Annotated in this window: 20 protein-coding genes; 9 read left to right on the top strand and 11 right to left on the bottom strand. The window is 73.9% G+C overall.

Going from position 1 to position 23,417, the window contains the following annotated elements; translation table 11 throughout:
* The 3 genes from ACZ7JA_RS10070 to ACZ7JA_RS10080 are packed head-to-tail and all read left to right on the top strand — an operon-like array spanning position 1 to position 2,980.
* Entirely contained in the window at positions 1-1,131 is a 1,131-nt protein-coding gene (locus ACZ7JA_RS10070) for an acyl-CoA dehydrogenase family protein (RefSeq protein WP_351661918.1), read from the top strand.
* Between the two features lie 3 nt (positions 1,132-1,134).
* Positions 1,135-2,226, top strand: a complete 1,092-nt coding sequence (locus tag ACZ7JA_RS10075) for an HAD-IIIC family phosphatase (protein ID WP_351661921.1) — start codon at positions 1,135-1,137, stop codon at positions 2,224-2,226.
* Entirely contained in the window at positions 2,219-2,980 is a 762-nt protein-coding gene (locus ACZ7JA_RS10080; RefSeq protein ID WP_389448739.1) for a thioesterase II family protein, read from the top strand. The genes ACZ7JA_RS10075 and ACZ7JA_RS10080 overlap by 8 nt, the downstream gene beginning before the upstream one ends.
* A gap of 73 nt (positions 2,981-3,053) precedes the next feature.
* Here the strand turns inward: ACZ7JA_RS10080 and ACZ7JA_RS10085 are convergent, their stop codons facing one another.
* The 6 genes from ACZ7JA_RS10085 to ACZ7JA_RS10110 are packed head-to-tail and all read right to left on the bottom strand — an operon-like array spanning position 3,054 to position 11,642.
* Positions 3,054-6,863 (bottom strand): SDR family NAD(P)-dependent oxidoreductase, encoded by a 3,810-nt coding sequence (locus ACZ7JA_RS10085; RefSeq protein ID WP_470807861.1) that lies wholly within the window; start codon positions 6,861-6,863, stop codon positions 3,054-3,056.
* A 28-nt stretch (positions 6,864-6,891) separates the two neighbouring features.
* Complete coding sequence (locus ACZ7JA_RS10090) at positions 6,892-7,644, bottom strand: ABC transporter permease (protein ID WP_389448745.1); 753 nt, start codon at positions 7,642-7,644, stop codon at positions 6,892-6,894.
* Positions 7,637-8,470, bottom strand: coding sequence for an ABC transporter ATP-binding protein (locus tag ACZ7JA_RS10095; RefSeq protein WP_351661933.1), 834 nt, complete (start codon positions 8,468-8,470; stop codon positions 7,637-7,639). The genes ACZ7JA_RS10090 and ACZ7JA_RS10095 overlap by 8 nt, the downstream gene beginning before the upstream one ends.
* A 31-nt stretch (positions 8,471-8,501) precedes the next feature.
* The gene (locus tag ACZ7JA_RS10100) at positions 8,502-9,815 is read right to left on the bottom strand and encodes a pyridoxal-dependent decarboxylase, exosortase A system-associated (RefSeq protein ID WP_470807862.1); all 1,314 of its coding nucleotides are present in this window, start codon (positions 9,813-9,815) and stop codon (positions 8,502-8,504) included.
* Positions 9,812-11,377: an acyl-CoA ligase (AMP-forming), exosortase A system-associated gene (locus tag ACZ7JA_RS10105; RefSeq protein WP_470807863.1), complete on the bottom strand. Its 1,566-nt coding sequence runs from the start codon at positions 11,375-11,377 to the stop codon at positions 9,812-9,814. The genes ACZ7JA_RS10100 and ACZ7JA_RS10105 overlap by 4 nt, the downstream gene beginning before the upstream one ends.
* Positions 11,370-11,642, bottom strand: coding sequence for a phosphopantetheine-binding protein (locus ACZ7JA_RS10110; RefSeq protein WP_351661942.1), 273 nt, complete (start codon positions 11,640-11,642; stop codon positions 11,370-11,372). The genes ACZ7JA_RS10105 and ACZ7JA_RS10110 overlap by 8 nt, the downstream gene beginning before the upstream one ends.
* A 321-nt stretch (positions 11,643-11,963) precedes the next feature.
* Here ACZ7JA_RS10110 and ACZ7JA_RS10115 point away from each other — a divergent pair, with 321 nt between their 5' ends.
* The 6 genes from ACZ7JA_RS10115 to ACZ7JA_RS10140 all read left to right on the top strand — a co-directional run bounded on the left by ACZ7JA_RS10115 (position 11,964) and on the right by ACZ7JA_RS10140 (position 19,388).
* Entirely contained in the window at positions 11,964-12,983 is a 1,020-nt protein-coding gene (locus ACZ7JA_RS10115; RefSeq protein ID WP_351661945.1) for a helix-turn-helix transcriptional regulator, read from the top strand.
* A gap of 5 nt (positions 12,984-12,988) precedes the next feature.
* Positions 12,989-16,150, top strand: coding sequence for a S41 family peptidase (locus tag ACZ7JA_RS10120; RefSeq protein ID WP_470807864.1), 3,162 nt, complete (start codon positions 12,989-12,991; stop codon positions 16,148-16,150).
* Positions 16,151-16,221: 71 nt separating this feature from the next.
* Positions 16,222-17,649: a DUF2252 domain-containing protein gene (locus ACZ7JA_RS10125; RefSeq protein ID WP_470807967.1), complete on the top strand. Its 1,428-nt coding sequence runs from the start codon at positions 16,222-16,224 to the stop codon at positions 17,647-17,649.
* Between the two features lie 13 nt (positions 17,650-17,662).
* Positions 17,663-18,139 (top strand): hypothetical protein, encoded by a 477-nt coding sequence (locus tag ACZ7JA_RS10130; RefSeq protein WP_351661951.1) that lies wholly within the window; start codon positions 17,663-17,665, stop codon positions 18,137-18,139.
* Between the two features lie 49 nt (positions 18,140-18,188).
* Positions 18,189-19,001: a hypothetical protein gene (locus ACZ7JA_RS10135; RefSeq protein WP_470807865.1), complete on the top strand. Its 813-nt coding sequence runs from the start codon at positions 18,189-18,191 to the stop codon at positions 18,999-19,001.
* 57 nt (positions 19,002-19,058) lie between these two features.
* Positions 19,059-19,388: a rhodanese-like domain-containing protein gene (locus tag ACZ7JA_RS10140; protein WP_470807968.1), complete on the top strand. Its 330-nt coding sequence runs from the start codon at positions 19,059-19,061 to the stop codon at positions 19,386-19,388.
* 315 nt (positions 19,389-19,703) lie between these two features.
* On the opposite strand, the gene ACZ7JA_RS10145 is transcribed toward ACZ7JA_RS10140, so the two are convergent.
* The 5 genes from ACZ7JA_RS10145 to paaA are packed head-to-tail and all read right to left on the bottom strand — an operon-like array spanning position 19,704 to position 23,305.
* Positions 19,704-20,768 carry a 2Fe-2S iron-sulfur cluster-binding protein gene (locus ACZ7JA_RS10145; RefSeq protein ID WP_470807866.1) on the bottom strand — a complete coding sequence of 355 codons (1,065 nt, stop codon included), beginning with the start codon at positions 20,766-20,768 and terminating at the stop codon, positions 19,704-19,706.
* Positions 20,768-21,292: a 1,2-phenylacetyl-CoA epoxidase subunit PaaD gene (gene paaD / locus ACZ7JA_RS10150; RefSeq protein ID WP_470807867.1), complete on the bottom strand. Its 525-nt coding sequence runs from the start codon at positions 21,290-21,292 to the stop codon at positions 20,768-20,770. Before paaD ends, ACZ7JA_RS10145 begins: the two co-directional genes overlap by 1 nt.
* Entirely contained in the window at positions 21,286-22,005 is a 720-nt protein-coding gene (paaC, locus tag ACZ7JA_RS10155) for a 1,2-phenylacetyl-CoA epoxidase subunit PaaC (RefSeq protein WP_389300343.1), read from the bottom strand. Before paaC ends, paaD begins: the two co-directional genes overlap by 7 nt.
* The gene (paaB, locus tag ACZ7JA_RS10160) at positions 22,002-22,289 is read right to left on the bottom strand and encodes a 1,2-phenylacetyl-CoA epoxidase subunit PaaB (RefSeq protein WP_199211248.1); all 288 of its coding nucleotides are present in this window, start codon (positions 22,287-22,289) and stop codon (positions 22,002-22,004) included. Before paaB ends, paaC begins: the two co-directional genes overlap by 4 nt.
* Positions 22,286-23,305, bottom strand: a complete 1,020-nt coding sequence (gene paaA / locus ACZ7JA_RS10165) for a 1,2-phenylacetyl-CoA epoxidase subunit PaaA (protein ID WP_470807868.1) — start codon at positions 23,303-23,305, stop codon at positions 22,286-22,288. The genes paaB and paaA overlap by 4 nt, the downstream gene beginning before the upstream one ends.
* Positions 23,306-23,417 lie beyond the last annotated feature (112 nt).

Below are 23,417 nucleotides of genomic sequence, written 5' to 3' on the forward strand. Positions count from 1 at the left end.
ATGACCACCGCGCTGCCCGCCCTGGACCGCGCCGCGGTCCGGGAGTTCGTGGACGCCCACATCGTGCCCGAGGCGGACCGCTGGGACCGTGCCGGCGCGATACCGGAAGAACTGCTCGACCGTCTCGCCGGTGCGGGACTGTGGGCCCCGTTCCTGCCGCGTGAGGCGGGCGGGGCCGGGCTGGACATGGTCGGCCTGGGCGCGCTGCACGAGGAGGTGGGCCGCGGCTGCTCGTCCGTGCGCAGCCTGCTCACCGTGCACACCATGGTGTCCTGGGCCGTCCAGCGCTGGGGCAGCGAAGCCCAGCGCGACCGCTGGCTGCCCGGCCTCGCGGCCGGGCGCGTCCTCGGCGCGTTCTGCCTGTCCGAGCCGGGCGCCGGCAGCGACGCCGTCGGCATCACCACCACCGCGACCGGACAGGGCGACGGCTGGCTGCTCACCGGCGTCAAGAAGTGGATCACCAACGGCGCCCGCGCCGACCTGTTCCTGGTCTTCGCGCGCGCCGGGGCGGGCATCAGCGCCTTCCTGGTGCCGCGCACGGCGCCGGGCGTCCGCGTCGAACCGATCCACGACATGCTGGGCACCCGCGCGTCGATGCTGGCCGAGGTGAGCTTCGACCAGGTGCTCCTGGGCCCGGACGCCCTGCTCGGCCCGAGCGGTTTCACCAGCGGCATGGTGCTCACCGGCGTGCTCGACCTCGGCCGCTACAGCGTGGCGGCCGGCTCGGTCGGCATCGTGCAGGCGTGCCTGGAGGCCAGCGCCGAGCACAGCGGCCGGCGGACCGTCGGCGGCGTGCCGCTGTCCGAACAGCAACTGATCCGGGCCAAGTTGTCGGACATGGTGACCGACGTGCGCGCGGCGCGGCTGCTGGTCGGGGAAGCGGGCCGGCTGAAGGACGCCGGCGACTCGGCCACGCTCATGGCGACCTGGATCGCCAAGTACTTCGCCTCCACCGCCGCCGCCCGGCACGCCACCGAGGCCGTGCAGATCCAGGGCGCGCTCGGCTGCAGCCAGGACTCCCCGGTGGCCCGGTTCTACCGCGACGCCAAGGTGATGGAGATCATCGAGGGCAGCAGCGAGATCCAGCGGATCACCATCGCCGGCGAGGCGTTCCGCAAGGGAAGGGACTGAGAGATGACTGAAGCGGCCGGCGTCGCCGTGCTGCCCGGGAAGCCGGCGCAGGGACGCATCAAGTGCGTGGTGTGGGACCTGGACGACACGCTGTGGGACGGCGTCCTCCTCGAGGACGCCGGCGTCCGGGTCAGGCCGCACGTGGTCGAGCACATCCACCGGCTGGACCGGATGGGCGTGCTGCACTCGGTGGCCAGCAAGAACGACCCGGAGACGGCTCTGGCCAAGCTCCGGGAACTGGGCCTGGAGGACATGTTCCTGTGCCCGCAGATCACCTGGAACGCCAAGTCCGACTCGCTCAGGCGGATCGCCGAGGCGCTCAACCTCGGGCTGGACGCGTTCGCGTTCGTCGACGACCAGCCCTTCGAACGCGCCGAGGTCGCCTCGGCGCTGCCCCAGGTCACCTGCGTCGACGTCACCGACATCGACGAGGTGCTGGTCCGGGAGGAGTTCCGGCCGCGCTTCGTCACCGACGAGTCCGCCGAGCGGCGCGGCATGTACCGGGCGCAGCTCACCCGTGACGAGCGCGCCCGGGACTTCGTCGGCACCGACGAGGAGTTCCTCGCCGGGCTCGGCATGCGCTTCACCATCGCGCCGGCCCGCCGGGAGGACCTGCAGCGGGCCGAGGAGCTGACGCTGCGCACCAACCAGCTCAACTCCACCGGGCGCACGTACTCCTACGACGAACTGGACGAACTGCGCCGGTCGGACGACCACCTGCTGCTGGTCGCCTCGCTCACCGACGAATTCGGCTCGTACGGCAAGATCGGCCTCGCCCTGGTGGAGAAGACGCCCGAGGTGTGGCACCTGCGGATGATGCTGATGTCCTGCCGGGTGATGTCCCGCGGGGTCGGCATGGTGCTGCTCAACCATGTGATGCGGCTGGCCGGGCAGGCCGGCGCCGCCCTGCACGCGGACTTCGTGGAGACCGGGCGCAACCGCATGATGCAGATCACCTACGCCTTCAGCGGTTTCACGGAGGTGTCCAGGGACGGCGACCGGGTGGTGCTGGGCGCCGATCTGGCGAACCTCCAGGACCCGCCGGGCTACGTCACCCTGGAGATCCTCGACGCCGGGAGCGCCGCCGATGACTGACCCGGAGCGCTGGCTCCCGTACCAGGCTTCCGCGGGAGCCGTCCGGCTGTACTGCCTGCCGCACGCCGGCGGGTCCGCCTCGGCGTTCCGCTCCTGGATCGGCGCCGTGCCCGGCGTCAGCGTCCGCCCGGTGCAGCCGCCCGGCCGGGAGGGCCGGCATCGCGAGACGCCGTACGAGCACATGCGGGACCTGGTCGCCGATCTCGCCGAGGCGGTCCTGGCGGACGTGGCGGAGTCCGGCGGCGGCCCGTACGCCGTCTACGGCCACAGCCTCGGCGCGATGACGGCGTACGAACTCGTCCGGCGCGTCGCGGCGGTCGGCGGCCCCGCCCCGGTGCACCTGCTGGTGTCCGGATGCGGGGCGCCCGAGCTGTGCGGCGGTCTCGAGGGGCTGGTCCCGATCCGGCAGATGACCCAGCGGCAGATAGCCGAGCTGCTGCGCCGGCTGGGCGGCACCCCGGAATGGCTGCTGGACAACGAGGCGCTGCTGAACCTGGTGCTGCCGCCGTTCAAGGCGGACTTCACCGTCAAGGAGAACTACCGGTACGTCCCCGCCGCCCCGCTCACCGTCCCGGTCACCGCCGTGGCGGCGACGGACGACCCGCGCGCCTCGGTGGCGGACGTGGCGGCCTGGGAGGCGCACACCAGCGCCGGGTTCGTCCTGAACACGCTGATGGGCGGCCACTTCGCGGCACTGGAGCAGGCCGATCTGACCCGCAAGTACCTCGCGTCGGCGCTCGCGCCCTGGCGCTGACCCCGGCCCCGGACGCCCGCGGGGGGCGACCGCTCGAAGCGGTCGCCCCCCGCGGGCGTCCTGCCGTCCCGGCTCAGCCGGCCCTGACCACTTCCGCCAGTTCGCGCACCGTCGGGTGCTCGACGATCGCCGTCACCGGCATCGACGAGCTCACCGCGGCCCGGATGCGGTTGGCGACCTGGATCGCGAGCAGGGAGTGCCCGCCCAGCTCGAAGAAGTTGTCGTCCCTGCCGACCCGGTCGAGCCCCAGGACCGCGGCCCACACACCGGCCAGCGTCGTCTCCAGCCCGTCGGCCGGCTGCGCGTAGGGCGTGTTGAGCATGGGGCGTGGGTGGCGCTCGCCGGTGTCGGGATCGTCGGCCTCGGCCGGGCCACCGGTCACCCACCGGTCCAGCCGTGCGCCCAGCGACCCGGTCGACACCGCGAGGTGGCCCGTGCGTTCACCGGCGGCCAGGGCGCGCTCGAAGACCGCGACGCCCTCGCGCGGTGTCATCACCAGCTCCCCGTCGAAACGCGCCGGGTCCACGCCCCAGGTGTCCCAGTCGACGCTGACCCAGGCGCCCGCGCCGTCGCGCCGGGCGGTGCGGGCGTAGGCGTCCAGGGCCGCGTTGGCGGCCGCGTACGGGCCGAGGGCGATACCGCCCAGCACCGCGGCGATCGAGGACAGGGTGATGCGCCGGTCGGGGCAGTGCCCGGCCAGCACCTCCTGCAGGACGTGGAAGCCCCGCACCTTGGCGCCGAAGTGCGCCGCGCACACGTCCCGGTCCGACAGATGGGCCGCGCGGAAGAACCGCGGGTCCTGCACACCGGCTCCGTGCACCGCCACGTCGATCCGGCCGAACCGCTCCTCGGCGGCCGCGACCACCGCGCGCATGGCCTCCAGGTCGGCCACGTCGGCCGACACCGCCAGCACCTCGGCGCCGCGCTCCTCCAGGTCGAGGAGGTTGCGCACGTGCCGGGCGGTGCGCTCGTCACCGGCCGGCCGGGGCCGGGCGGGGTCCGCGTAGTGCTCCCACTCCGCACGGGGCGGGAGGGCGGCACGGGTGGTCAGGACCAGCCGGCAGCGGTAGGCCGCGGCCAGATGGCGGGCCAGCGTGAGGCCCACGTCCCCGAGACCGCCGGTGATCAGGACGGTCTCCCCCTCCCGGAACGGCGGCCGGTGCGGCTCCCCGAGCGGCAGCGGGACGTAGCGGCGCAGCCAGCTCTCCCCGGCGCGCACCGCCAGCGGTCCCTCGTGCGGGGCGACGGCGGCCGTGAGGACGGCGGCTGCGAGCCGGGCGAGCGCGGCGGGCCGGTGGGGTCCGGCGGACGGGTCGTCGACGTCGACGCTGCGGCAGCGCAGCCGCGGGTTCTCCTGTGTCAGCGAGGGGGCGAGCGCGGCCAGCGAGGCGTGCTCGGGCCGCTCCAGGTCGGCCCCCGTGACGCCGGCCGCGCCGGGGGTCAGCAGGACCAGGTCGGTCTCGGCATCCGTGTCCGCCAGTGCGCCGGCGAGGGCGAGCGCGCTGTGGAAGCCCAGCTCCTGGGCCGCGTCGAACCGGTCCGCCGGGTCCGCCGGGGCGTCCCGCGGGTCGGCCAGGCTCCAGGCGTGCACGACGGTGCGCGGGGCGACCATGAGGGAGGCCAGCACCTCGGGGATGTCGTCGGCGGGACGCGGGCCGACGGTGAGGTCACCGGCGTCGTCCATGCCGAACGCGGCGCCGAGCCGTACGGCCGTGGTCTCGGCGCCGGCCGCCGTCAGCCGCTCGATCAGGGCCTCGCCGCGCGCGTCCCCGGACAGCACCAGCCAGGGGCCCGCCGCGCGCAGCAGGTCGGCCGGCTCGTGCTCCGCGCCGGCCGGGCCGCCGTCCGCCGCGGGGCGCTGCTCCCAGGTCGGCAGGTAGGTCCAGGCCGACACGTCGTCGATCCTGCCGTCCGTCGGGGCCGCCGCCGTCCGGGACGCGGGGGCGGGGTCCGTCCAGTAGCGGCGGCGCTGGAAGGGATAGGTGGGCAGTTCGACCCGGCGGGCGGTGCGGGTGTCGCCGGAACCGCGGTGCAGGGCCTCCCAGTCGACGCGGACGCCGGTCAGCCACAGCCGGGCGAGCGTCTCGGCGGGCCACAGGTCCGCCGGTCCGTCGCCGAGGCGGACCTCGACGGCGTCGCCGTCCGTGTCCGCGGCCGGCCGGACGCCGAGCCGGGCGAGCGCCTCGCCGGCCTGGGCGGCCACGGCCGGCGGGCCGGGCGAGGCGGGCGGCGGCACGTCGGTGAGCGCGGCGAGGGCGGCGGCCAGCTCCGCCGCGCGGCGGTCGTCGGTCTCCGGCCCGGCGACCAGCCGCACGGGCGGGTTCTGCCGGTGGGCCTCGCCGTCCTTCAGGCGCTCCGGGTCGACGAGCGCGGCCAGCGCGTCCTCGCGGTCCCGGCAGACCACCGCGCGGCGCAGTGCGAACTGGCCCCGGGAGACCTGGAGGGTGTACGCCACGTCCGCCAGGTCGAGTTCGGGGTGTGCGGCCAGGTGGGCGCGCAGCCGCTCGGTGAGGGCGTCCAGCGCGGTCCGGTCGCCGGCCGAGAAGGCCAGCACGTGCGGGCCCGGCCGGCCGGACGGCGCGGGGCGCGGCGGGGCCTCCTCCAGGACCACATGGGCGTTGGTGCCGCCCAGCCCGAAGGAGCTGACGCCGGCCCGGCGCGGATGGGGGCCCGCCGCCCAGGGGCGGTGGCCGGTGAGCACGGCGAAGCGGTCTCCGGCCGCCGCCAGCGCGGAGTTGGGGCGCTCGAAGCCGGGGGTGCCGGGCAGCACGTGCTCGCGCACCGCGAGCGTGGCCCGGATCAGGCCGGTGACGCCCGAGGCGCGGTCCAGGTGCCCGACGCTGGGCTTGAGCGAGCCCAGGACGCACGGGGTGTCCCGGCCGTCCGGGAACACCTTGCTCATCGCCGTCAGCTCGATCGCGTCGCCGAGGTTGGTGCCGGTGGCGTGGCACTCGACGTAGCCGACGGTCTCCGGCTTGACGTCGGCGACGGCCAGCGCCGCGTCGATCACCCCGGCCTGGCCCTCGACGCCGGGGGCGGTGTAGCCGACGCGTCCGGGGCCGTCGTTGTTCACGGCGGAGCCGAGGATCACGGCGTGGATCACGTCGCCGTCGGCGAGCGCGTCGGTCATGCGCTTGAGGGCGACGACGCCGACGCCGCTGCCCATCACGCTGCCGTTGGCCGCGGCGTCGAAGCTGCGCACCTTCCCGTCGGGGGAGAGGATCCCGCCCGGCTCGTAGTGGTACCCGGCGGGCTGCGGCAGTGGCAGCGCGGCGCCGCCGGCCAGCGCGGTGTCGCACTCGAAGGTGAGCAGGCTCTGGCAGGCCATGTGCACCGCGACCAGGGAGGTCGAGCAGAAGGTCTGCACGGTGACGGCGGGCCCGGTGAGGCCGAGCTTGTACGCCACGAGCGACGTGAGCGAGTCGCGTTCGCTGCCGGCGGCCAGCAGCAGGTGACCGCCGGGCTCGTCGCCCAGTCCGGCCAGGTTGTCGCGCATGTAGTCGGGGTAGCCGCAGCCGGCGAAGACGCCGACGGGGGCGTCGTGGGAGGTCGGGCAGTGGCCGGCGCCCTCCAGGGCCTCCCAGGCGCACTCCAGGAACAGCCGGTGCTGCGGTTCCATGGTCTCCGCCTCGCGCGGGCTGAACCCGAAGACCGAGGCGTCGAACCGGTCGATGCCGTCGACCGGCCCGCCGACCGGCACGTGCCCCTCGCCCGGCCGCGCCGGGTCGACGCCCGCCGCCCGCAGTTCGTCGTCGGTGATCTGCCGCAGCCCCGGTGTCCCGTCGAGCAGGTGCTGCCATAGTTCGGTCACGTCCGACGCGCCGGGGAACCGCCCCGACATGCCGATGATCGCGACCGCGGACTGGTAGTCGGTCTCCGTCACGTTGGACCTCTTTGGTCGTGGGTTCGGTTCAGAGCAGGTGGCTGCGGCCCCAGCCGCGGGAGAGCCGGTAGACGGCGAAGGCGCCGAACACCGCTCCGATGGCGAGGCAGACGCCGGCGCAGCGCAGCGTGCCGCCGAGGTCGCCGCCGACGGCGGACTGGATCATCGTCAGTCCCCAGTAGCCGGGCGAGATGTGCGCCAGCGAGGCGGCCCAGGACGGCATCAGGCTGACCGGTACCACGGCGCCGCCCAGCGAGCTGACGACGATCGAGCCGACGTCGGTGGCCAGATGCAGATCGCCGCGACTGCGTACGACGGTGGCCAGGGCCGATCCGATGGACAGCAGCGTGAAACCCCAGACCGCGATCGCCAGCGCGATGAGCAGCAGGGACCCGGGCACCGGCAGGCCGATGATCAGGCAGCCGTACACCATCAGCACCAGCTGCTGGAAGACGAGCACCACGAAGATCGGCACGGTCTTGCCGACGAGCAGTTCCGCCTGGGTGGCCCGGGTCACCCGCAGCCGGTCCCAGGTGCGCCACTCGCGCTCCAGCAGGATCGAGTTGCCGACGATGCCGAGCGCGAAGACGGAGAACATCACCAGCGGGCCGGTGACCGCCTGGAGCGTGCTGCCGTCCAGCGCCTTCACGTACAGCGGCTTGAAGACCAGCATCAGCACCATCGGCACCACGATGTAGCTGATCATCTGGCCGGGGTCGCGCAGCCGCAGGATCACGTTGTGCTTGATCAGGACGCCGCTGCGGAGCAACACGTCAGACATGGGCCACCGCCAGGGATCGATAGAGGTCGTCGAGGTCGGGCTTGCGCACGTCGACGCTCGTCACCGGGCGCTCGGTGCCGCTGAGCAGGTCCATGAGGGCGGCGGTCGGGTCGGTCGTGGAGACGCTGACCTCCTCCTCGTCCTGGAAGGTGACGCGCACCTCGCCGGGCAGTCCGTCGAGCAGCTCGGCGCTGGTGCCGCGGGCGATGACCCGGCCGGCCCGTGCCACCGCCAAGGTGGCCTCCAGCTCGGCCAGTTCCGGCAGGTAGTGGGTCGTGTAGATCACGGCGGCGCCCTCGCCCGCCCGCTGCTTCACCACGTCGAGCAGCGCCTGGCGGGTCTCCGGGTCGGCGCCCGCGGTGGGTTCGTCCATGAGCAGCAGTCCGGGCCTGTGGATGAGCGCCACCGCCGCCTGGGCGCGCCGCTGCTGGCCGCCGGAGAGGACGCCCACGGGCCGGTCGCAGAACTCCCCGAGCCGCAGGGCCGCGACGAGCAGGTCGATCTCGTGGCGCAGCGCGGCCCGGCGCAGTCCGGCGAGACCGCCGAACAGCTTCAGGTGCTCACGGATCGTCACCGGGCGGTACAGCGCGATGCTCTGCGGGGCGACCCCGACGTCCGAGCGAGCCCGCACCGGGTCCCTGCCGCCGACGGTGACGGTGCCGCCGTCCGGCCGGATCAGCCCGGAGACGATCTCCACGAAGGTGGACTTGCCGGCGCCGTTGTGTCCGACCAGGCCGCAGATCTCCCCGGCCGCGACCGACAGCGTGAATCCGTCGAGCGCGCGTACGTCGCCGTAGCGCTTGCTGAGTTCGCTTGCTTCTAGCACGGGGGGCTCCCCAGGTCGGTCACGGTCGGCATCACACGAGCACCTCGGCCGGTGCGGGGTGGCTCAGGAACGCGGTCGGGCTGGCGGTCAGGCCGTAGGCGCCCGCCTGGTACATCACGATCAGCTCCCCCGCCCCGGCGCGAGGCAGCGCGACGTCGTCGCCGAGCAGGTCCAGGGGGGTGCACAGACAGCCGACGACGGTCGCCGTGCCGTCGGCCGGATCGTCCGGGCGGGCGGTGGAGACCGGGTAGTTGCGCCGGATGAACTGGCCGAAGTTCCCGGAGGCGGCGAGCTGGTGGTGCATGCCGCCGTCCACCACGAGATAGGTGGTGCCGCGGGACTCCTTGCGGTCCACGACCCGGGTGACGTACACCCCGGCCTCACCCACGAGATAGCGGCCCAGCTCGATGTGCACGCGTGCCTGCGGCAGCCGCGGGCGCACCCGTCCGTCGAGCAGCGTCTCCAGGTTCTCGCCGACGCGGGCGAGGTCGAGCGGCTGGTCGCGGTCGAAGTAGGGGATGCCGAAGCCGCCGCCGAGGTTCAGGTAGCGCACCGGGCCGGGCGCCGACTCGGCGAGTTCCAGCAGCAGTTCGACCGTCAGGCGCTGCGCCTCGCAGATGCTGTCGGCGCGCAGGTTCTGCGAGCCGGCGAAGACGTGGAACCCCTCGAAGTCCACGTCCCGCATGTCGGCCAGCAGCCGGGGAGCGCGCTCGGCGTCCACGCCGAACTGCTGCGGGCCGCCGCCCATGCGCATCCCCGAACCCCGCACCGCGAACGACGGGTTGACCCGCAGGGCCACGCGGGGCCGGATGCCGAGCGCCTCACCGGTGCGGCGGATGCGGTCCAGCTCGTGCGCGGACTCCAGCTCCACCATGACACCGGCGGCCACCGCGGCCGACAGTTCCGCGTCCGTCTTGCCGGGCCCGGCGAAACTCACCCGGGCTGGGGGGACGGTGGTGTTCAGCGCGTTGCGCATCTCCAGCTCGGACGCCACGTCGAATCCGTCGACCAGCCCGCTCATGTGCGCCAGCAGGGCGGGCATCGGGTTCGCCTTCACGGCGTACTTCAGGAGGACGTCGTCGGGAAGCGCCTTCCGTACCTCCGCGACCCGCTCGGTGACGAGCCGGCGGTCGTAGGCGAAGAACGGGGTGCCGCCGACCCGTGCGGCGAGCCGGTCGACCGGGATGCCGCCGACGGCGAGCACCCCGTCCTGCCGCTCGAACAGCGCGGGCCCGGTTCCGCGGCCGCTGTCCTCCGGCCCGGCGGGCGCGGGGTCCGGCACACGCCCGCCCGCATCGGCGCCGTCCTGGCGCGGCGGCGCGGTGCCGGTCGCGCGGGGGCTCATGAGGTCACCGTCCGGCGGACCGCGACGCGGTCGAACTTGCCGTTGGGCGAGACCGGGAGCCGGTCCTGGAAGACGACGCGTCTGGGCATCATGTATCGGGGCACCTGTTCCTCCATGGCGCGGCGCAGGGCGCTCTCGGTGGTGTCGCCGGAGACGACGAGCACGGCGTGCTGGCCGAGCCGCTCGTCCGGTACGCCGAAGGCGACCGCCTCGCCGACCAGGCCGGTGGCGTAGGCGGCCTCCTCGATCTCGGTCGGGCTGACCCGGTACCCGGACGTCTTGATCATCTCGTCGTCGCGGCCGACGAAGTAGAGGAAACCGTCCTCGTCGCGGTAGGCGCTGTCCCCGGACCAGACCGCGAGCTCCGCGCGGACCGCGCCGGACGCGCCGGGCGCCGGACGGAACCGCTCGGCGGTGCGCCCGGGATCGTTCCAGTAGCCCTGAGCCACGAGTGCGCCGCGCTGCACGATCTCGCCGTGCTCGTGGGGATCGCAGACCGTGCCGTCGGGCCGTACGACGGCCACCTCGGCGTTGGGGACGGCCTTGCCGATCGAGTCGGGCCTGCGGTCCACCTCGTCCGGGTCCAGATAGGTGGCCCGGAACGCCTCGGTCAGCCCGTACATCAGGTAGGGGCGCGCGGCGGGGAACAGCTCGCGCAGCCGGTCCAGGGTGGACCGCGGCATCCGGCCGCCGGTGTTGGCGAAGTAGCGCAGGTGCGCCGCCGCCTCCTCGGGCCAGCGGCAGCCGGTCAGCTGCATCCACAGCGGGGGCACGCCGGTCAGGCCGGTGACCCGGTGCCTGGCGCACAGCCGCACCAGTTCGACCGGCAGCAGGTAGTTGGCCAGCACCACGTGGGCGCCCGCGTACAGGGCGGTGGTGACCTGGCTGAGACCGGCGTCGAAGCTCAGGGGCAGCGCCGCGAGGATCACGTCGTCGGCGGTGTTGCCGAGGTAGGTGGCCACGCTCTCCGCGCCGGCGACCAGGTTGCGGTGGCTGAGCACCACGCCCTTGGGCGAACCGGTGCTGCCCGAGGTGTAGAGGATCGCCGCGAGGTCGGTGTCGATCACCCGGGCTGCGGGCTCGTCCGCCCCAGGGCCGGTCAGTTCGTCCCACCCGGTGGTCCGCCAGTGGCCGCCCGGCGCCGCGGGCGTCTCGCCGACCACGACGACGTGCTCCACCGACTTGGCCGCCTCGACCGCCGAGCACACCGTCGGACGGCGCTCGGCCGTGGTGATCACCGCGGTCGCCGCGCAGTCGTCGACGATGTGGCCGATCTGCGGCGCCTTGTAGGCGGGGTTGACGGGAACGAACACACAGCCGGACGCGGAGACCGCCAGCAGGGCGACGACCGTCTCGATGCGCTTCTCCATGCAGACCACCACCCGGTCGCCGCGGCGCAGGCCCAGGCGGCGCAGCCCGGCGGCCGCGCGCGACACGCGCCGGCCCAGCTCGGCGTAGTCGATGGTGGTGTCCTGGAACGTCAGGGCGGGACGGCCGGGTTCGCCCCGCCCGATCAGCCCGTCGACGCTGGTGACGACCGTGCCGCCCGGGGTGTCACTCATCGCCGTCCTGTTCGGCGGGCAGCACCCCGGCCACCGTCTGCCACAGGGAACCGACGGTGGCGAAGGTGTCCTGGTTGAGGGCCTCGTCCGGGAAGTCCAGGTCGTACCCCTCCTCCAGGGCGGCCAGCAGCTGGACCACACCCATGGAGTCCAGACCGAGGGCGGCCAGTTCGTCGGACGCCCCGAGCTCGCCGGCGTCGGCATAGGGCAGGAACGGCCGGACGATGTCCTGGAAGCGCGGCGGTATCGCTACTGATGCAGGCATTGATGTCACCTCGGGGAGAGTTCTGCTCCGACAGCGGTGCGCGGGTCGGCGCTGTCCGGGCCGTCCTCCCCGCCTGTCACCGCACCGAGGAAAGGTAGAAGCGGGCTCTTTCGGCGGTCTATCGCCGGTCTATCGCCGCCTTGCCCCCCGAAGCGCCCGGTTCGCCATCGCTTGTCGGCATACGTCCGTGCCGCTCCGACCGGTCGGCACGGCGGACGGTGGGCGGCGCGACAGGGCGGCGATGGCCGTCGCGCGCACCATGGCCGCGAGCCCACGCAGCACGTCAACGGATGGGCGGGACTTGCGGGAAGAGGGGAGTCCATGGTGACGTCGGCGAGCGTGCACACGCGGTTCGGACCGCCATCGGCGCTGGACGAGCACGTCATCGGTGTGTACTGCCACACCGTTCAGCAAGGGGGCCTGGAATCGGTCCGGTCCACGGCCGAGGAGCTCGGCATGGACGTGCCCGACGTCGGTGCGGCCGCCGCCCACCTGGTCGAGCTGGGCCTGCTGCGCACCGATCCGTTCGACGACGGACGGCTGGTGCCGGTCGACCCCCGGCGCGCCTCCGCGCTGCTGATCTCCCCGATCGAGCGCGAGATCTTCGCCCGGCGGGACTTCATCGACCAGCTCCGCGACCGGCTGGACCACATGGTCCGGCCCGAACCGCAGCCGGCCCAGCTGCCCGTGGGCTCCATCGACCGGCTGTTCGGGCTCGCGGAGATCCGCGGACTGCTCAAACTCATGGCCGACGTGTGCCAGCGTGAGGTGCTGGTGCTGCGCTCCCGGCAGGAGCCGGGCGACCCGCTCGACGGCTTCCTGGAGACCTGCGCCGGGCTGACCGGCCGCGGAGTCGCCGTACGGGCCCTGTGCACGCACCGCAGCCGCGCGGACTTCGCCGGTCGGGCCAAGGCGCTGCGGCTGATCGAAGAGGGCGCCGACGTGCGCACGGTGACCCGGCTGTCCCAGACCGCCGTCGTCTTCGACCGGTCGCTCGCGCTGGTTTTCGGGGAGACGGAGGAGGGCGAGCCGGTCGCCTGGCGGGTCCGCGAGGACAACGTGGTCCGGTTCCTCGGCGACCTGCTCGACCAGCTCTGGGACGGGGCCGCCCCGTTCGAGCCCGAGGGTCCCGGCTACGCGGACGTGGCCGACGACCTCCAGCAGGACATCGCCCGGCTGATGGCCCAGGGCCACACCGACGAGGTCGTCGCCCGCAAGCTCGGCATGTCCGTGCGCACCTGCCGGCGGCACATCGCCGCCCTGCTGCGCAGCCTCGACTCCACCAGCCGTTTCCAGGCCGGCGTGCAGGCCGCCCGGCGGCTGACGATCGAGGGGGCGTAGCGGCCGTGACCGAGGGATATCCGCGTTTTCCCAGCATCGCGGGCGACACCGTCGTCTTCGCCTGCGAGGACGACCTGTGGCGGGTGGACGCCGCGGGCGGCGCCGCCGTACGGCTCACCGCCCAGGGGGCGGAGGCCACCCGGCCGCTGCTGTCCCCGGACGGCGCCGCGATCGCCTTCGTCGGGTCCGGGGACGGCCCCACCGAGATGTACGTCATGCCCGCGTCCGGCGGGCCCGCGCGCCGGCTCACCCACCAGGCGGCGGCCTGCCTGCCCGCCGGCTGGGACCGGGCCACCGGCGAGATCCGCTACGCGAGCACCGCCGACCAGCCGCCCGGTTTCGGGCACCGGCTGTTCGCCGTGCACCCCGACGGCGGCCCGCCGCGGCTGCTGCCGTACGGCCCGGCCACGGCCTGCACCGACGGCCCCGACGGCGCGGTCGTGCTGTGCCGCAACGCGACCGACCCGGCGCGCTGGAAGCGCTACCGGGGCGGCGCGGCGGGCGAGCTGTGGATCCGGGACGCGGGCGCGGTGGAGTTCCGCCCGCTGATCTCGCTGCCCGGCAACCCCGCCCACCCGTGCTGGACCGGCGGCCGGGTCTTCTTCGTCTCCGACCACGAGTCGGTCGGCAACGTCTACTCGTGCCTGCCGGACGGCACGGACCTCACCCGCCACACCGGACACCGCGACTTCTACGTCCGCAACCTCCGCGGCGACGGCGAGCGGCTGGTCTACCACAGCGCGGGGCGGCTGTACCTGCTGGACCCGGCCGCCGGCGGCGGGCCGCGCCCGCTGGACGTCCGGCTCGGCGGCTCCCGGGAGCAGCGCGGGCGCCGGCTGGTCCCGGGCGTGCAGCACCTGGACGGCGTGCGGCTCAGCCCCGACGGCAGCGCCCTCGCGGTGACCTCCCGCGGCAAGGCGTTCACCTTCCCGCACTGGTCCGGACCGGTGCGCCAGCACGGCGAGGCCGACGGAGTGCGCCACCGGCTCCTCGACTGGCTGCACGACGGCCGCCGGCTGATCGCCGTGGCGGCCGACGAGGGACCGCACGAGCGGCTGGTGGTCCTCGACACCGAGGACGGCACCCTGACCGACCTGGCCGTCGGCGACCTGGGCCAGGTGACCGAACTGGCCCCGGCGCCCGGCTCGGACCTGGTCGCCTTCGCCACCAACCGCCAGCGGCTGTACGTCGTGGACACCGCGACCGCCGAGCTGCGGCCGCTGGACCACACCCCGTACGACCGCATCGAGGACCTCGCCTGGTCACCGGACGGCCGCTGGCTCGCGTACACCTGCCCTGAGGACGCCCGCACCTCCGCCATCCGCCTCGCGGACCCCGTCACGGGGACGACCCGGCGGATCACCAGCCCGGTGCTGCGCGACATGCGGCCGTCGTTCGACCCCGGCGGCCGGTACCTGTACTTCATCGGGCAGCGGGCCGTCACGCCCGAGTACGACCAGCTCCAGGCCGGCGTCGGCTTCCCGTTCAGCACCCTGCCGTACGCGGTGGTCCTGCGGGAGGGCGACCCGGCGCCGTTCGTGCCCGGACCCGAACTGCCCGGCGGCGCACTGCCGGGCGCCGAGGAGCAGCCCGGGGAGCTCGTGGTCGACCTGGAGGGCATCGAGCGGCGCGTCGTGCCCTTCCCGGTGCCGGAGTCCCGCTACATCTCCGTTCTCGGCCTGCACGGCAAGGCACTGCTGTGGTCGGTGCCGCTGACCGCCGCCGACCCGCTGCACCCCGAGCTCGAGACCGGCGGCCAGGTCTGCCTGGTGGACCTGGAGCGGATCACCCGCACCGAGTGCCTGATCCAGGTCGACGACCTGCATGTGCGTGCCGAAGCCGACACGCTGGTGTACCGCTGCGGCAACCGGTTGCGGGTGCTGCGGGCCGGGGCGCCGCTGGAGATCGAGGACGACAACGACTCGGTGGAGGCCAAGTGCTCACGCGCCACCGGCTGGGTCGACCTGGACCGGCTGCGGGTGCCGCTGCGGCCCGGCGGCGAGTGGCGGCAGATGTTCCGCGAGACGTGGCGGCTCCAGCGGGAGAACTTCTGGCACGACGGCATGGCCGGGATGGACTGGGACGCGGTGTACGACCGCTATCTGCCGCTGGTCGACCGGGTGGCGACCCGGTCCGAACTGTCGGACCTGATCTGGGAGTTGCAGGGAGAGCTGGGCACCTCCCACGCCTACGAGCGCGGCGGCGACTACCGCGAGGCGGCCCGGCACGCGCAGGGCTTCCTGGGCGTCGACTGGGACCCCCAGGACAGCAAGGCCTGGCGGGTGGGCGCCGTGCTCACCGGTGATCCGTGGAATCCGGCGGCCACCTCACCGTGCAACCGGCCGGGCGTGGACATCCGCCCGGGGGACGCGGTCGTGGCCGTCAACGGCCGGCCGGTCGGTCCCCAGGGCCCTGGCGAGCTGCTGGTGGGACTGGCGGGCCACGAGGTGGAGCTGTCCGTGCGCCGCGGCGACGGGGAGCCCCGCAGGGTCTGCGTACGGGCCGCCGAGAGCGAGCTGCCCGCCCGCTACCGCGACTGGGTCGAGGCCAACCGCAGGCATGTCCACGGGGCGTCCGCCGGACGGCTCGGGTACGTCCACGTGCCCGACATGTTCGCGGCCGGATACGCGGAGTTCGTCCGGGGCTTCACGGTCGAGATGGACCGCCCGGGCCTGGTCCTCGACGTGCGCTTCAACACCGGTGGGCACATCTCCCCGCTGCTCCTTGAGCGGCTCGCGCGGTACCGGCTCGGCGCCGAGCACGGCCGCTGGAGCGGGGAGCGGCCGTACCCGGCGGAGTCGCCGGGCGGGCCGATGGTGCTGCTGGTCAACGAGCAGACCGGCTCCGACGGGGAGATCTTCGGCCACACGTTCCGGGCGCTGGGGCTCGGCACCCTCGTCGGGCGCCGCACCTGGGGCGGGGTGATCGCCACCTGGGCCCGCCATCCCCTGGTGGACGGCACGGTGACCACCCAGCCGGAGTTCAAGTACGTCTTCGACGGCGTCGGCGGCGGGCTGGAGAACCACGGCGTGGAACCCGACATCGAGGTGGTGGTCCCTCCGGGCGCCCCAGCGTCCGCCGGCGACCCGCAGCTCGACGCGGCCGTCGGCCATCTGCTGGACCGGCTGGGGCCCGCGGCCGGCCGGCCGGGCGGGACCGGGGTCTGACGCGTTCCGGCCGACGGCTGTACGGTCTGCACGAGTTGACGTTCGAGCGTGCGGTGGGGGAGGCGGTCCTGGTGACGGGAACCGGTGCGGAGACGGCGGAGGGGGCGGTGCCGGCGCCACGGCTGCCGCGGGTGAGTGGCTTCGCCCAGTGGCCGCCGCAGGGCTCGCCCAAGAAGCAGGGCAAGGCGCTGCGGGCCGCAGTCCCGCGCGACGCGCACCGTGTCCTCGACCTGGACGCCGGCCGCCCGGACGCGGTCACCGCGGTGACGGACTCCAACGCCGGCCGCATCCCCGAGCTGACGCCGATACGGGTGGGCAGGATGGCGGCGACCCCGTTCGCCTTCCTGCGCGGCTCCGCCGGCCTCATGGCGTACGACCTGGCCCGCACGCCGATGACCCGCATCGGCGCCCAGATATGCGGTGACGCGCACGCGGCCAACTTCGGTCTGTACGGGGACGCCCGCGGCCGCCTGGTCATCGACCTCAACGACTTCGACGAGACGGTGCACGGCCCCTGGGAGTGGGACCTGAAGCGGCTCGCCGCCTCCCTGGTGCTGGCCGGCCGGGAGGCGGGCGCCGACGAGGACACCTGCCGGGACGCCGCCCGTGACGCGGTGGGCGCCTACCGGCGCACCATGCGGCTGCTGGCCGAACTGCCCGTCCTGGACGCCTGGAACGCCATCGCGGACGAGGAACTGGTCTCCCACACCGACGCCCACGACCTGCTCGGCACGCTGGAGCGGGTCTCGGAGAAGGCGCGGGCCAACACCAGCGGCCGGTTCGCGGCCAGGTCGACGGAGGAGACGGAGTCCGGCGGACGGCGCTTCGTCGACGCGCCGCCGGTGCTGCGCCGGGTCCCGGACGCCGAGGCGGCCGCGGTGGCCGCCGCCCTGGAGCCGTACGCGGCGACCCTCTCCGAGGACCGGCTGCCGCTGCTCGCCCGGCACGCGGTGCACGACGTGGCCTTCCGGGTGGTCGGCACCGGCAGCGTGGGCACGCGCTCCTACGTGGTGCTGCTGCTGGACCACCGCGGGGAGCCGCTGGTGCTCCAGGTGAAGGAGGCGCGTCCGTCGGCGCTCGTCCCGCACCTGGCCGCGGCCGGCTTCCAGGCGCCGGCGGTGGAGCACGAGGGCCGCCGGGTGGTGCTCGGCCAGAAGCGGATGCAGGTGGTCAGCGACATCCTGCTCGGCTGGACGACGGTGGAAGGGCGCGGCTTCCAGGTGCGCCAGTTCCGCAACCGCAAGGGAAGCGTCGACCCGGCCGCGCTCGCCGCCGACCAGGTCGACGACTACGGCCGCATGACCGGCGCCCTGCTGGCCCGCGCCCACTCCCACAGCGCCGACCCGCGCCTGATCGCCGGCTACTGCGGCAAGAACGAGGAGCTGGACGAGGCGATCGCCGCCTTCGCCGTCGCCTACGCCGACCGCACCGAGGCGGACCACGGTGAGCTGGTGGCGGGAGTGCGCGCCGGGCGGATCGCGGCCGAGACGGGCGTGTGACGGGGGTGGCGCGGTGAAGTACGTCGAGCTGAATGACGGCGAGGGGGAGGAGGCCGGGCTCATCGACCCCCGCCCCTACCTCGAGCGACTGCCCGCCCTCGCGGCCGAGCTGCCGCCGGGCGCACGCGCGTTCGCCACCGACCCCGGGCACTACGACTTCGGCGGCAGACGCTGTGTGAAGGACCTGCGGCCGTCGCGGGTGCGCCGCGGCGGGGGCGGGGACGTCGAGATCCGCTTCCGGCACAACTGCTTCAAGCACGACGAGGACCTCCTCGTCCGCTACACCGGTGTCTCCCGTTTCCAGTCCGACGTCCTGGGCAGCTGCGACCCCGCCTCGCTCGGCGATGTGATCCTCGACGAGATCCTCCCGGGCCCGGGCGGCTGCACCCACGAGCTGGCCTGCCGCCCGGGCACCCTGGTGGTCGCCTGCCGGGACCTGGTGGCCGAATGGGTACCGGCCGACTGCCCCGACGCGGTGCCGCGCGCGTGAACCGCGCCATGCGCGCCGCCGGGTTCCGGCCGTGGCCTACGCTGGTCGGGTGACGACCCCGGAAGCTGAGCAGTCCCAGGCACCGCGGCCCGAGGAACGGCTGGAAAAGGCCGTACGGGCAGCCGAGCAGGCGTTGATCGAGTACGAGATCGCCGTGGAGACGTTCCGCGTCGAGGTCGACAACTTCTCCCGGCTGCACGAGCAGAAGCTCGGTCCGCTCTACCTGCGCATCGAGCACCTGGACGCGGAGATCGCCGAGGCGAAGGCCGCCCGCACCGGGGATACGGAGGACATCCGCCGCGCCGAGGAGGCCCGGGCGCATGTGCTGCCGATCCCAGGCGTCGAGGAGCTGATGCACGGCTGGATGGACGGCCACGGCCTGTTCCCGGAGGCCACCGCCATGCTCACCGACCAGGCGGTACGCCCTCCCCAGCGGGTGCGGCCCAGCGAGGAGGCCCGCAAGCTCTACCGCGAGCTGGCCCGCAAGGCCCACCCCGACCTCGCCCAGGAGGAAGAGGAGCAGCAGCGGCGCGAGGAGTTCATCAGCCGCGTCAACGCCGCCTACGCCCGCGGCGACGAGGCGCTCCTCAGGGAGCTGGCCGACGAGTGGGCGGCGGGTCCGGTGCCGTCCGAGCGCCGGCCGAGCCCCGCCGACGAGCTGTACGCCCGCCTGGAGTGGCTCGCCCAGCGCAAGGAGCTGCTCACGCTGGTCGCCCGCGAGCTCGAGGAGGGCGCCATCGCCGGCATGCTGCGCCTGGCCCCGGACGACCCGGACGGCCTGCTCGACGAGATCGCCGGCCGGCTGCGCGCCGACATCGAGCAGCGGGAGTCGGAACTGGCGGACCTGCTGGCCCAGGGCTGACCCGGCCGGGCCGCCGGTCCGTCCGGTAGCGTCGGGGGCATGAGTTTTGGAGCTGGAGTGCCCACCGTCGGGGTCACGGACCTCAAGGACGACGACTTCCTGCTGGACGTCCGCGAGGACGAGGAGTGGCAGGCCGGTCACGCCTACGGCGCGCTGCACATCCCCATGAGCGAGTTCGTGGCCCGGTACGGCGAGCTGACCGAGGCCGCCCCGCAGGACGGCAGGGTGCACGTGATCTGCCGGTCCGGAGGGCGGTCGGCACAGGTCACGATGTACCTGATCCAGCAGGGCGTCGACGCGGTGAACGTCGACGGCGGCATGCAGGTCTGGCAGGCCGCCGGCCGCCCCGTGGTCACCGACGCGGGAGCACCGGGCGCGGTCGTCTGAGCTGCGGTGACCCGGGTCGGGCCGGCCGATCCTGGTGGTTGGCTCGGCTCGACCGATCCTGGTGACCGGCTCGGCCCGGCCTCGCCGGGTACGGGGTGGCCTGGCCTTGCCCGGCCACCCCGTACCTGCCTGACGTGGCCCGGCCAGGCTGGGGACGGCAACGGCCGCGAGTGGTCCGGTCAGGCTCGGGCGGCCCCGAGCGGCCCGGGCCGAGCCAGGCCGACCGGTCGGCAGGGTTGGGGGCTGCCTACGGGCGGCCGGGTCTTTCTCGTGTGCCGGGCGTGATTCCCTTTGAGCCCGCCGGCACTGGCTGATTCAGCGGTCGAAGTCCAGCTCCACCTTCTCCGTCACCGGATGCGACTGGCAGGCCAGCACGTAACCGGCTTCGGTCTCCTCCTCCTCCAGGGCGAAGTTGCGGTCCATGCGCACCTCGCCCGCGACCAGGAAGGCCCGGCAGGTCCCGCATACGCCGCCCTTGCAGGCGTAGGGTGCGTCGGGCCGGTTGCGCAGCACCGTGTCCAGCAGCGACTCGCCGTCCTGCACCGGCCAGGTGCCGCCGCGTCCGTCGAGCCGGGCGGTGACGGTGCTGTGCGCGGGAACCGGGGTGCCGGCCGCCGGGGCCGATCCCGCGTCCACGTGGAAGATCTCCTGGTGGATCCGGGCCCGGTCCACGCCCAGCTCGCGCAGCGCTCGCTCCGCGCCGTCGACCAGACCGTAGGGCCCGCACAGGAACCAGCCCGCCACCCGCTCCACCGGCAGCAGCGCGGGGAGCAGTCCCGCGAGCCGTTCCCGGTCGAGCCGGCCGGACGGCAGACCTGCCTGCTGCTCCTCCCGGGAGAGCGCGGTGACCAGCTGCAGCCGCTCCGGGTAGCGGTCCTTCAGGTCCGCGACCTCTTCCAGGAACATCGTCGAGGCGGCCGTGCGGTCCCCGCGTATCAGGCAGAACCGGGCCTCCGGTTCGCGTGCCAGCAGGGTGGAGACGATCGACAGCACGGGAGTGATGCCGCTGCCGCCGACCACCGCGGCGTACAGGCCCGGCGCCGGTTCCAGCGTGAAGCGCCCGGCGGGAGTCATCACCTCGAGCTCGTCGCCGACGTTGATCTCCTTCAGCGCGTACGTGGAGAAGGCGCCGCCCTCGACGAGGCGCACCCCCACCCGCAGTGTGCTCGGGCCCTCGCCGGCCGGGTCGGGGGCCGCGGAGCAGATCGAGTACGTCCGCCGGATCTCGACGCCGTCCGCGCGCCGCCGCAGGGCGAGGTGCTGGCCGGGCGCGTGCCGGTACTCCTCGCGCAGCTCGGGCGGGACGGTGAGGGTGAGCGCGACCGCGTCGTCGGTGAGCCGGTCGACCGCGGCCACCGGGAGCGGGTGGAAGCGCGCCATCACAACTCCTTGAAGTGGTCGAACGGTTCGCGGCAGGACAGGCAGCGGCGCAGCGCCTTGCACGCGGTGGAGGAGAACCGGCTCAGCAGCTCCGTCTCGGCCGATCCGCAGTGCGGGCAGCGGACGGGCTCGGCGTCCTCCTCGGTTCTCGTCGGACCGAGGGACAGTGTCACCGGGCCGGGGTCACGACCCGCGCGTGGGGGAGCTATGCCGAACTCCTCCAGCTTGCGGCGGCCCTCGGCGGTGATGTCGTCGGTCGTCCAGGCGGGGCTGAGCGCGGTGCGGACGGAGACCTCGCGCATGCCGTGCTCGCGCAGCACCCGCTCGATGTCCAGGCTCATCGCCTCGATGGCGGGGCAGCCGGTGTAGGTCGGGGTGAGGTCGACCTCGACCGTGTCGGTGCCGCGGACGTGGACCGCGCGCACGACCCCCAGGTCCTGGAGTGTGAGCACGGGCAGTTCGGGGTCGGGCACCGAACCGGCCAGCTCCAGCAGTTCCGCCTCCAGCGCGGTGGCCGTCACCATGACGCCCCCGGGTGGCTGCGGTGCAGGTGCTGCATCTCGGCGAGCATCCGCCCGAACGACTCGGTGTGCAGGCCCTGACGGCCCGCGCCCGCCGCCCAGGCGCCGGTGCGGGGTCCTTCGGGCACGGTCAGGGTGGCCCGGCCCAGTACGTCCGCGACGGAACGGAGCCAGTGCTCCTCCATGGCCGCCCAGTCGGCGTCCAGGCCCTCGACCGGCTGGAACATCTCACCGGTGAACCGCCACAGCGCGTCGCACGCGCGCCGCATCCGTGCGTGGCTGTCGTCGGTGCCGTCGCCGAGTCGCAGGGTCCACTGCTCGGCGTGGTCGCGGTGGTAGGCGACCTCCTTGACGGCCTTGGCCGCCAGCGGCGCGAACGGCCCGCCGGAGGCGGCCAGCTCGCCGTAGAGCAGCTGCTGGTAGGTGGAGAAGTACAGCTGGCGGGCGATGGTGTGGGCGAAGTCGCCGTTCGGCTGCTCGACGAGCTGGAGGTTGGTGAACGCCCGCTCCTCGCGCAGATAGGCGAGCTCGTCCTCGTCACCGGCCATGGACAGCAGGACGCGGGCCTGGCCGAGCAGATCGAGGGCGATGTTGGCGAGGGCGACCTCCTCCTCCAGGACGGGGGCGTGCCCGGCCCACTCCCCCAGGCGGTGGGAGAGCACCAGGGCGTCGTCGCCGAGGGCGAGCGCGGCGGTGGCGGGGACGGTGGCGGTCACAGGTGCTTCACCCCTTCCGGGATCTCGTAGAAGGTCGGGTGCCGGTAGGGCTTGTCGGCGGCCGGCTCGAAGAACGGGTCCTTCTCGTCGGGGGAGGACGCGGTGATCGCGGTGGCGGGCACGACCCAGATCGAGACGCCCTCGCCGCGCCGGGTGTACAGGTCGCGGGCGTTGCGCAGGGCCAGCTCGGCGTCGGGCGCGTGCAGGCTGCCGGCGTGGGTGTGGGAGAGGCCGCGGCGGGAGCGCACGAAGACCTCCCACAGGGGCCAGTCGGTGTCGGTCATCCTCGTGTCTCTCCCGTTCCGCCGGTGCTGCCGGTGTGCTTGGCCGCGTACGCCGCGGCCGCCTCGCGCACCCACGCGCCCTCTTCGTGTGCGCGCCTGCGCTGGGTGATGCGCTGTTCGTTGCAGGGGCCGTTGCCCTTGAGCACGTCCCAGAACTCGGTCCAGTCGATGGCGCCGAAGTCGTGGTGTCCCCGCTCCTCGTTCCAGCACAGGTCCGGGTCGGGGAGGGTGAGGCCGAGGGATTCGGCCTGGGGCACGCAGATGTCGACGAAGCGCTGACGCAGCTCGTCGTTGGAGTGGCGCTTGATCTTCCACTCCATGGACTGGGCCGAGTGCTGGGAGGCGTCGTCCGGCGGGCCGAACATCATCAGGGACGGCCACCACCAGCGGTCCACCGCGTCCTGGGCCATGGCGTGCTGCTCGGGGGTGCCGTTGCTGAGCGCCAGCAGCAGTTCGTAGCCCTGCCGCTGGTGGAAGGACTCCTCCTTGCAGACGCGCACCATCGCGCGGGCGTACGGCCCGTAGGAGCAGCGGCACAGGGGCACCTGGTTGGTGATGGCGGCGCCGTCCACCAGCCAGCCGATGGCGCCGACGTCGGCCCAGGTCAGGGTGGGGTAGTTGAAGATCGACGAGTACTTCTGGCGACCGCTGTGCAGCTTGTCGAGCAGTTCGTCACGGCTGGCGCCGAGGGTCTCGGCCGCGCTGTAGAGGTACAGACCGTGGCCCGCCTCGTCCTGGACCTTGGCCATCAGGATCGCCTTGCGGCGCAGCGAAGGCGCGCGGGTGATCCAGTTGGCCTCCGGCTGCATGCCGATGATCTCGGAGTGCGCGTGCTGGGCGATCTGCCGGACGAGCGTCGCGCGGTAGGCGTCCGGCATCCAGTCGCGGGGCTCGATGCGTTCGTCGGCGGCCACGGCCGCGTCGAAGGCGTGCTGGAACTCCGCCGGTGCTCCGGCGGCGTCCGGTGCGCCGACGCCGTCTGTGCGTGCCGTGCGGTGCGCGGCTGCTGTGGCCATGCGGTCCCCCTGACCTCGGGCTCTGCTGTGAACACTGTCCCGACCGATCGTTCGGTCCGTGCGGAATCAATGGTGTGCCGGGCCGGTGCCGCTGTCAACCGCTGTGGAAAAC

The sequence above is a fragment of the Streptomyces sp. NPDC038135 genome (assembly GCF_055601245.1).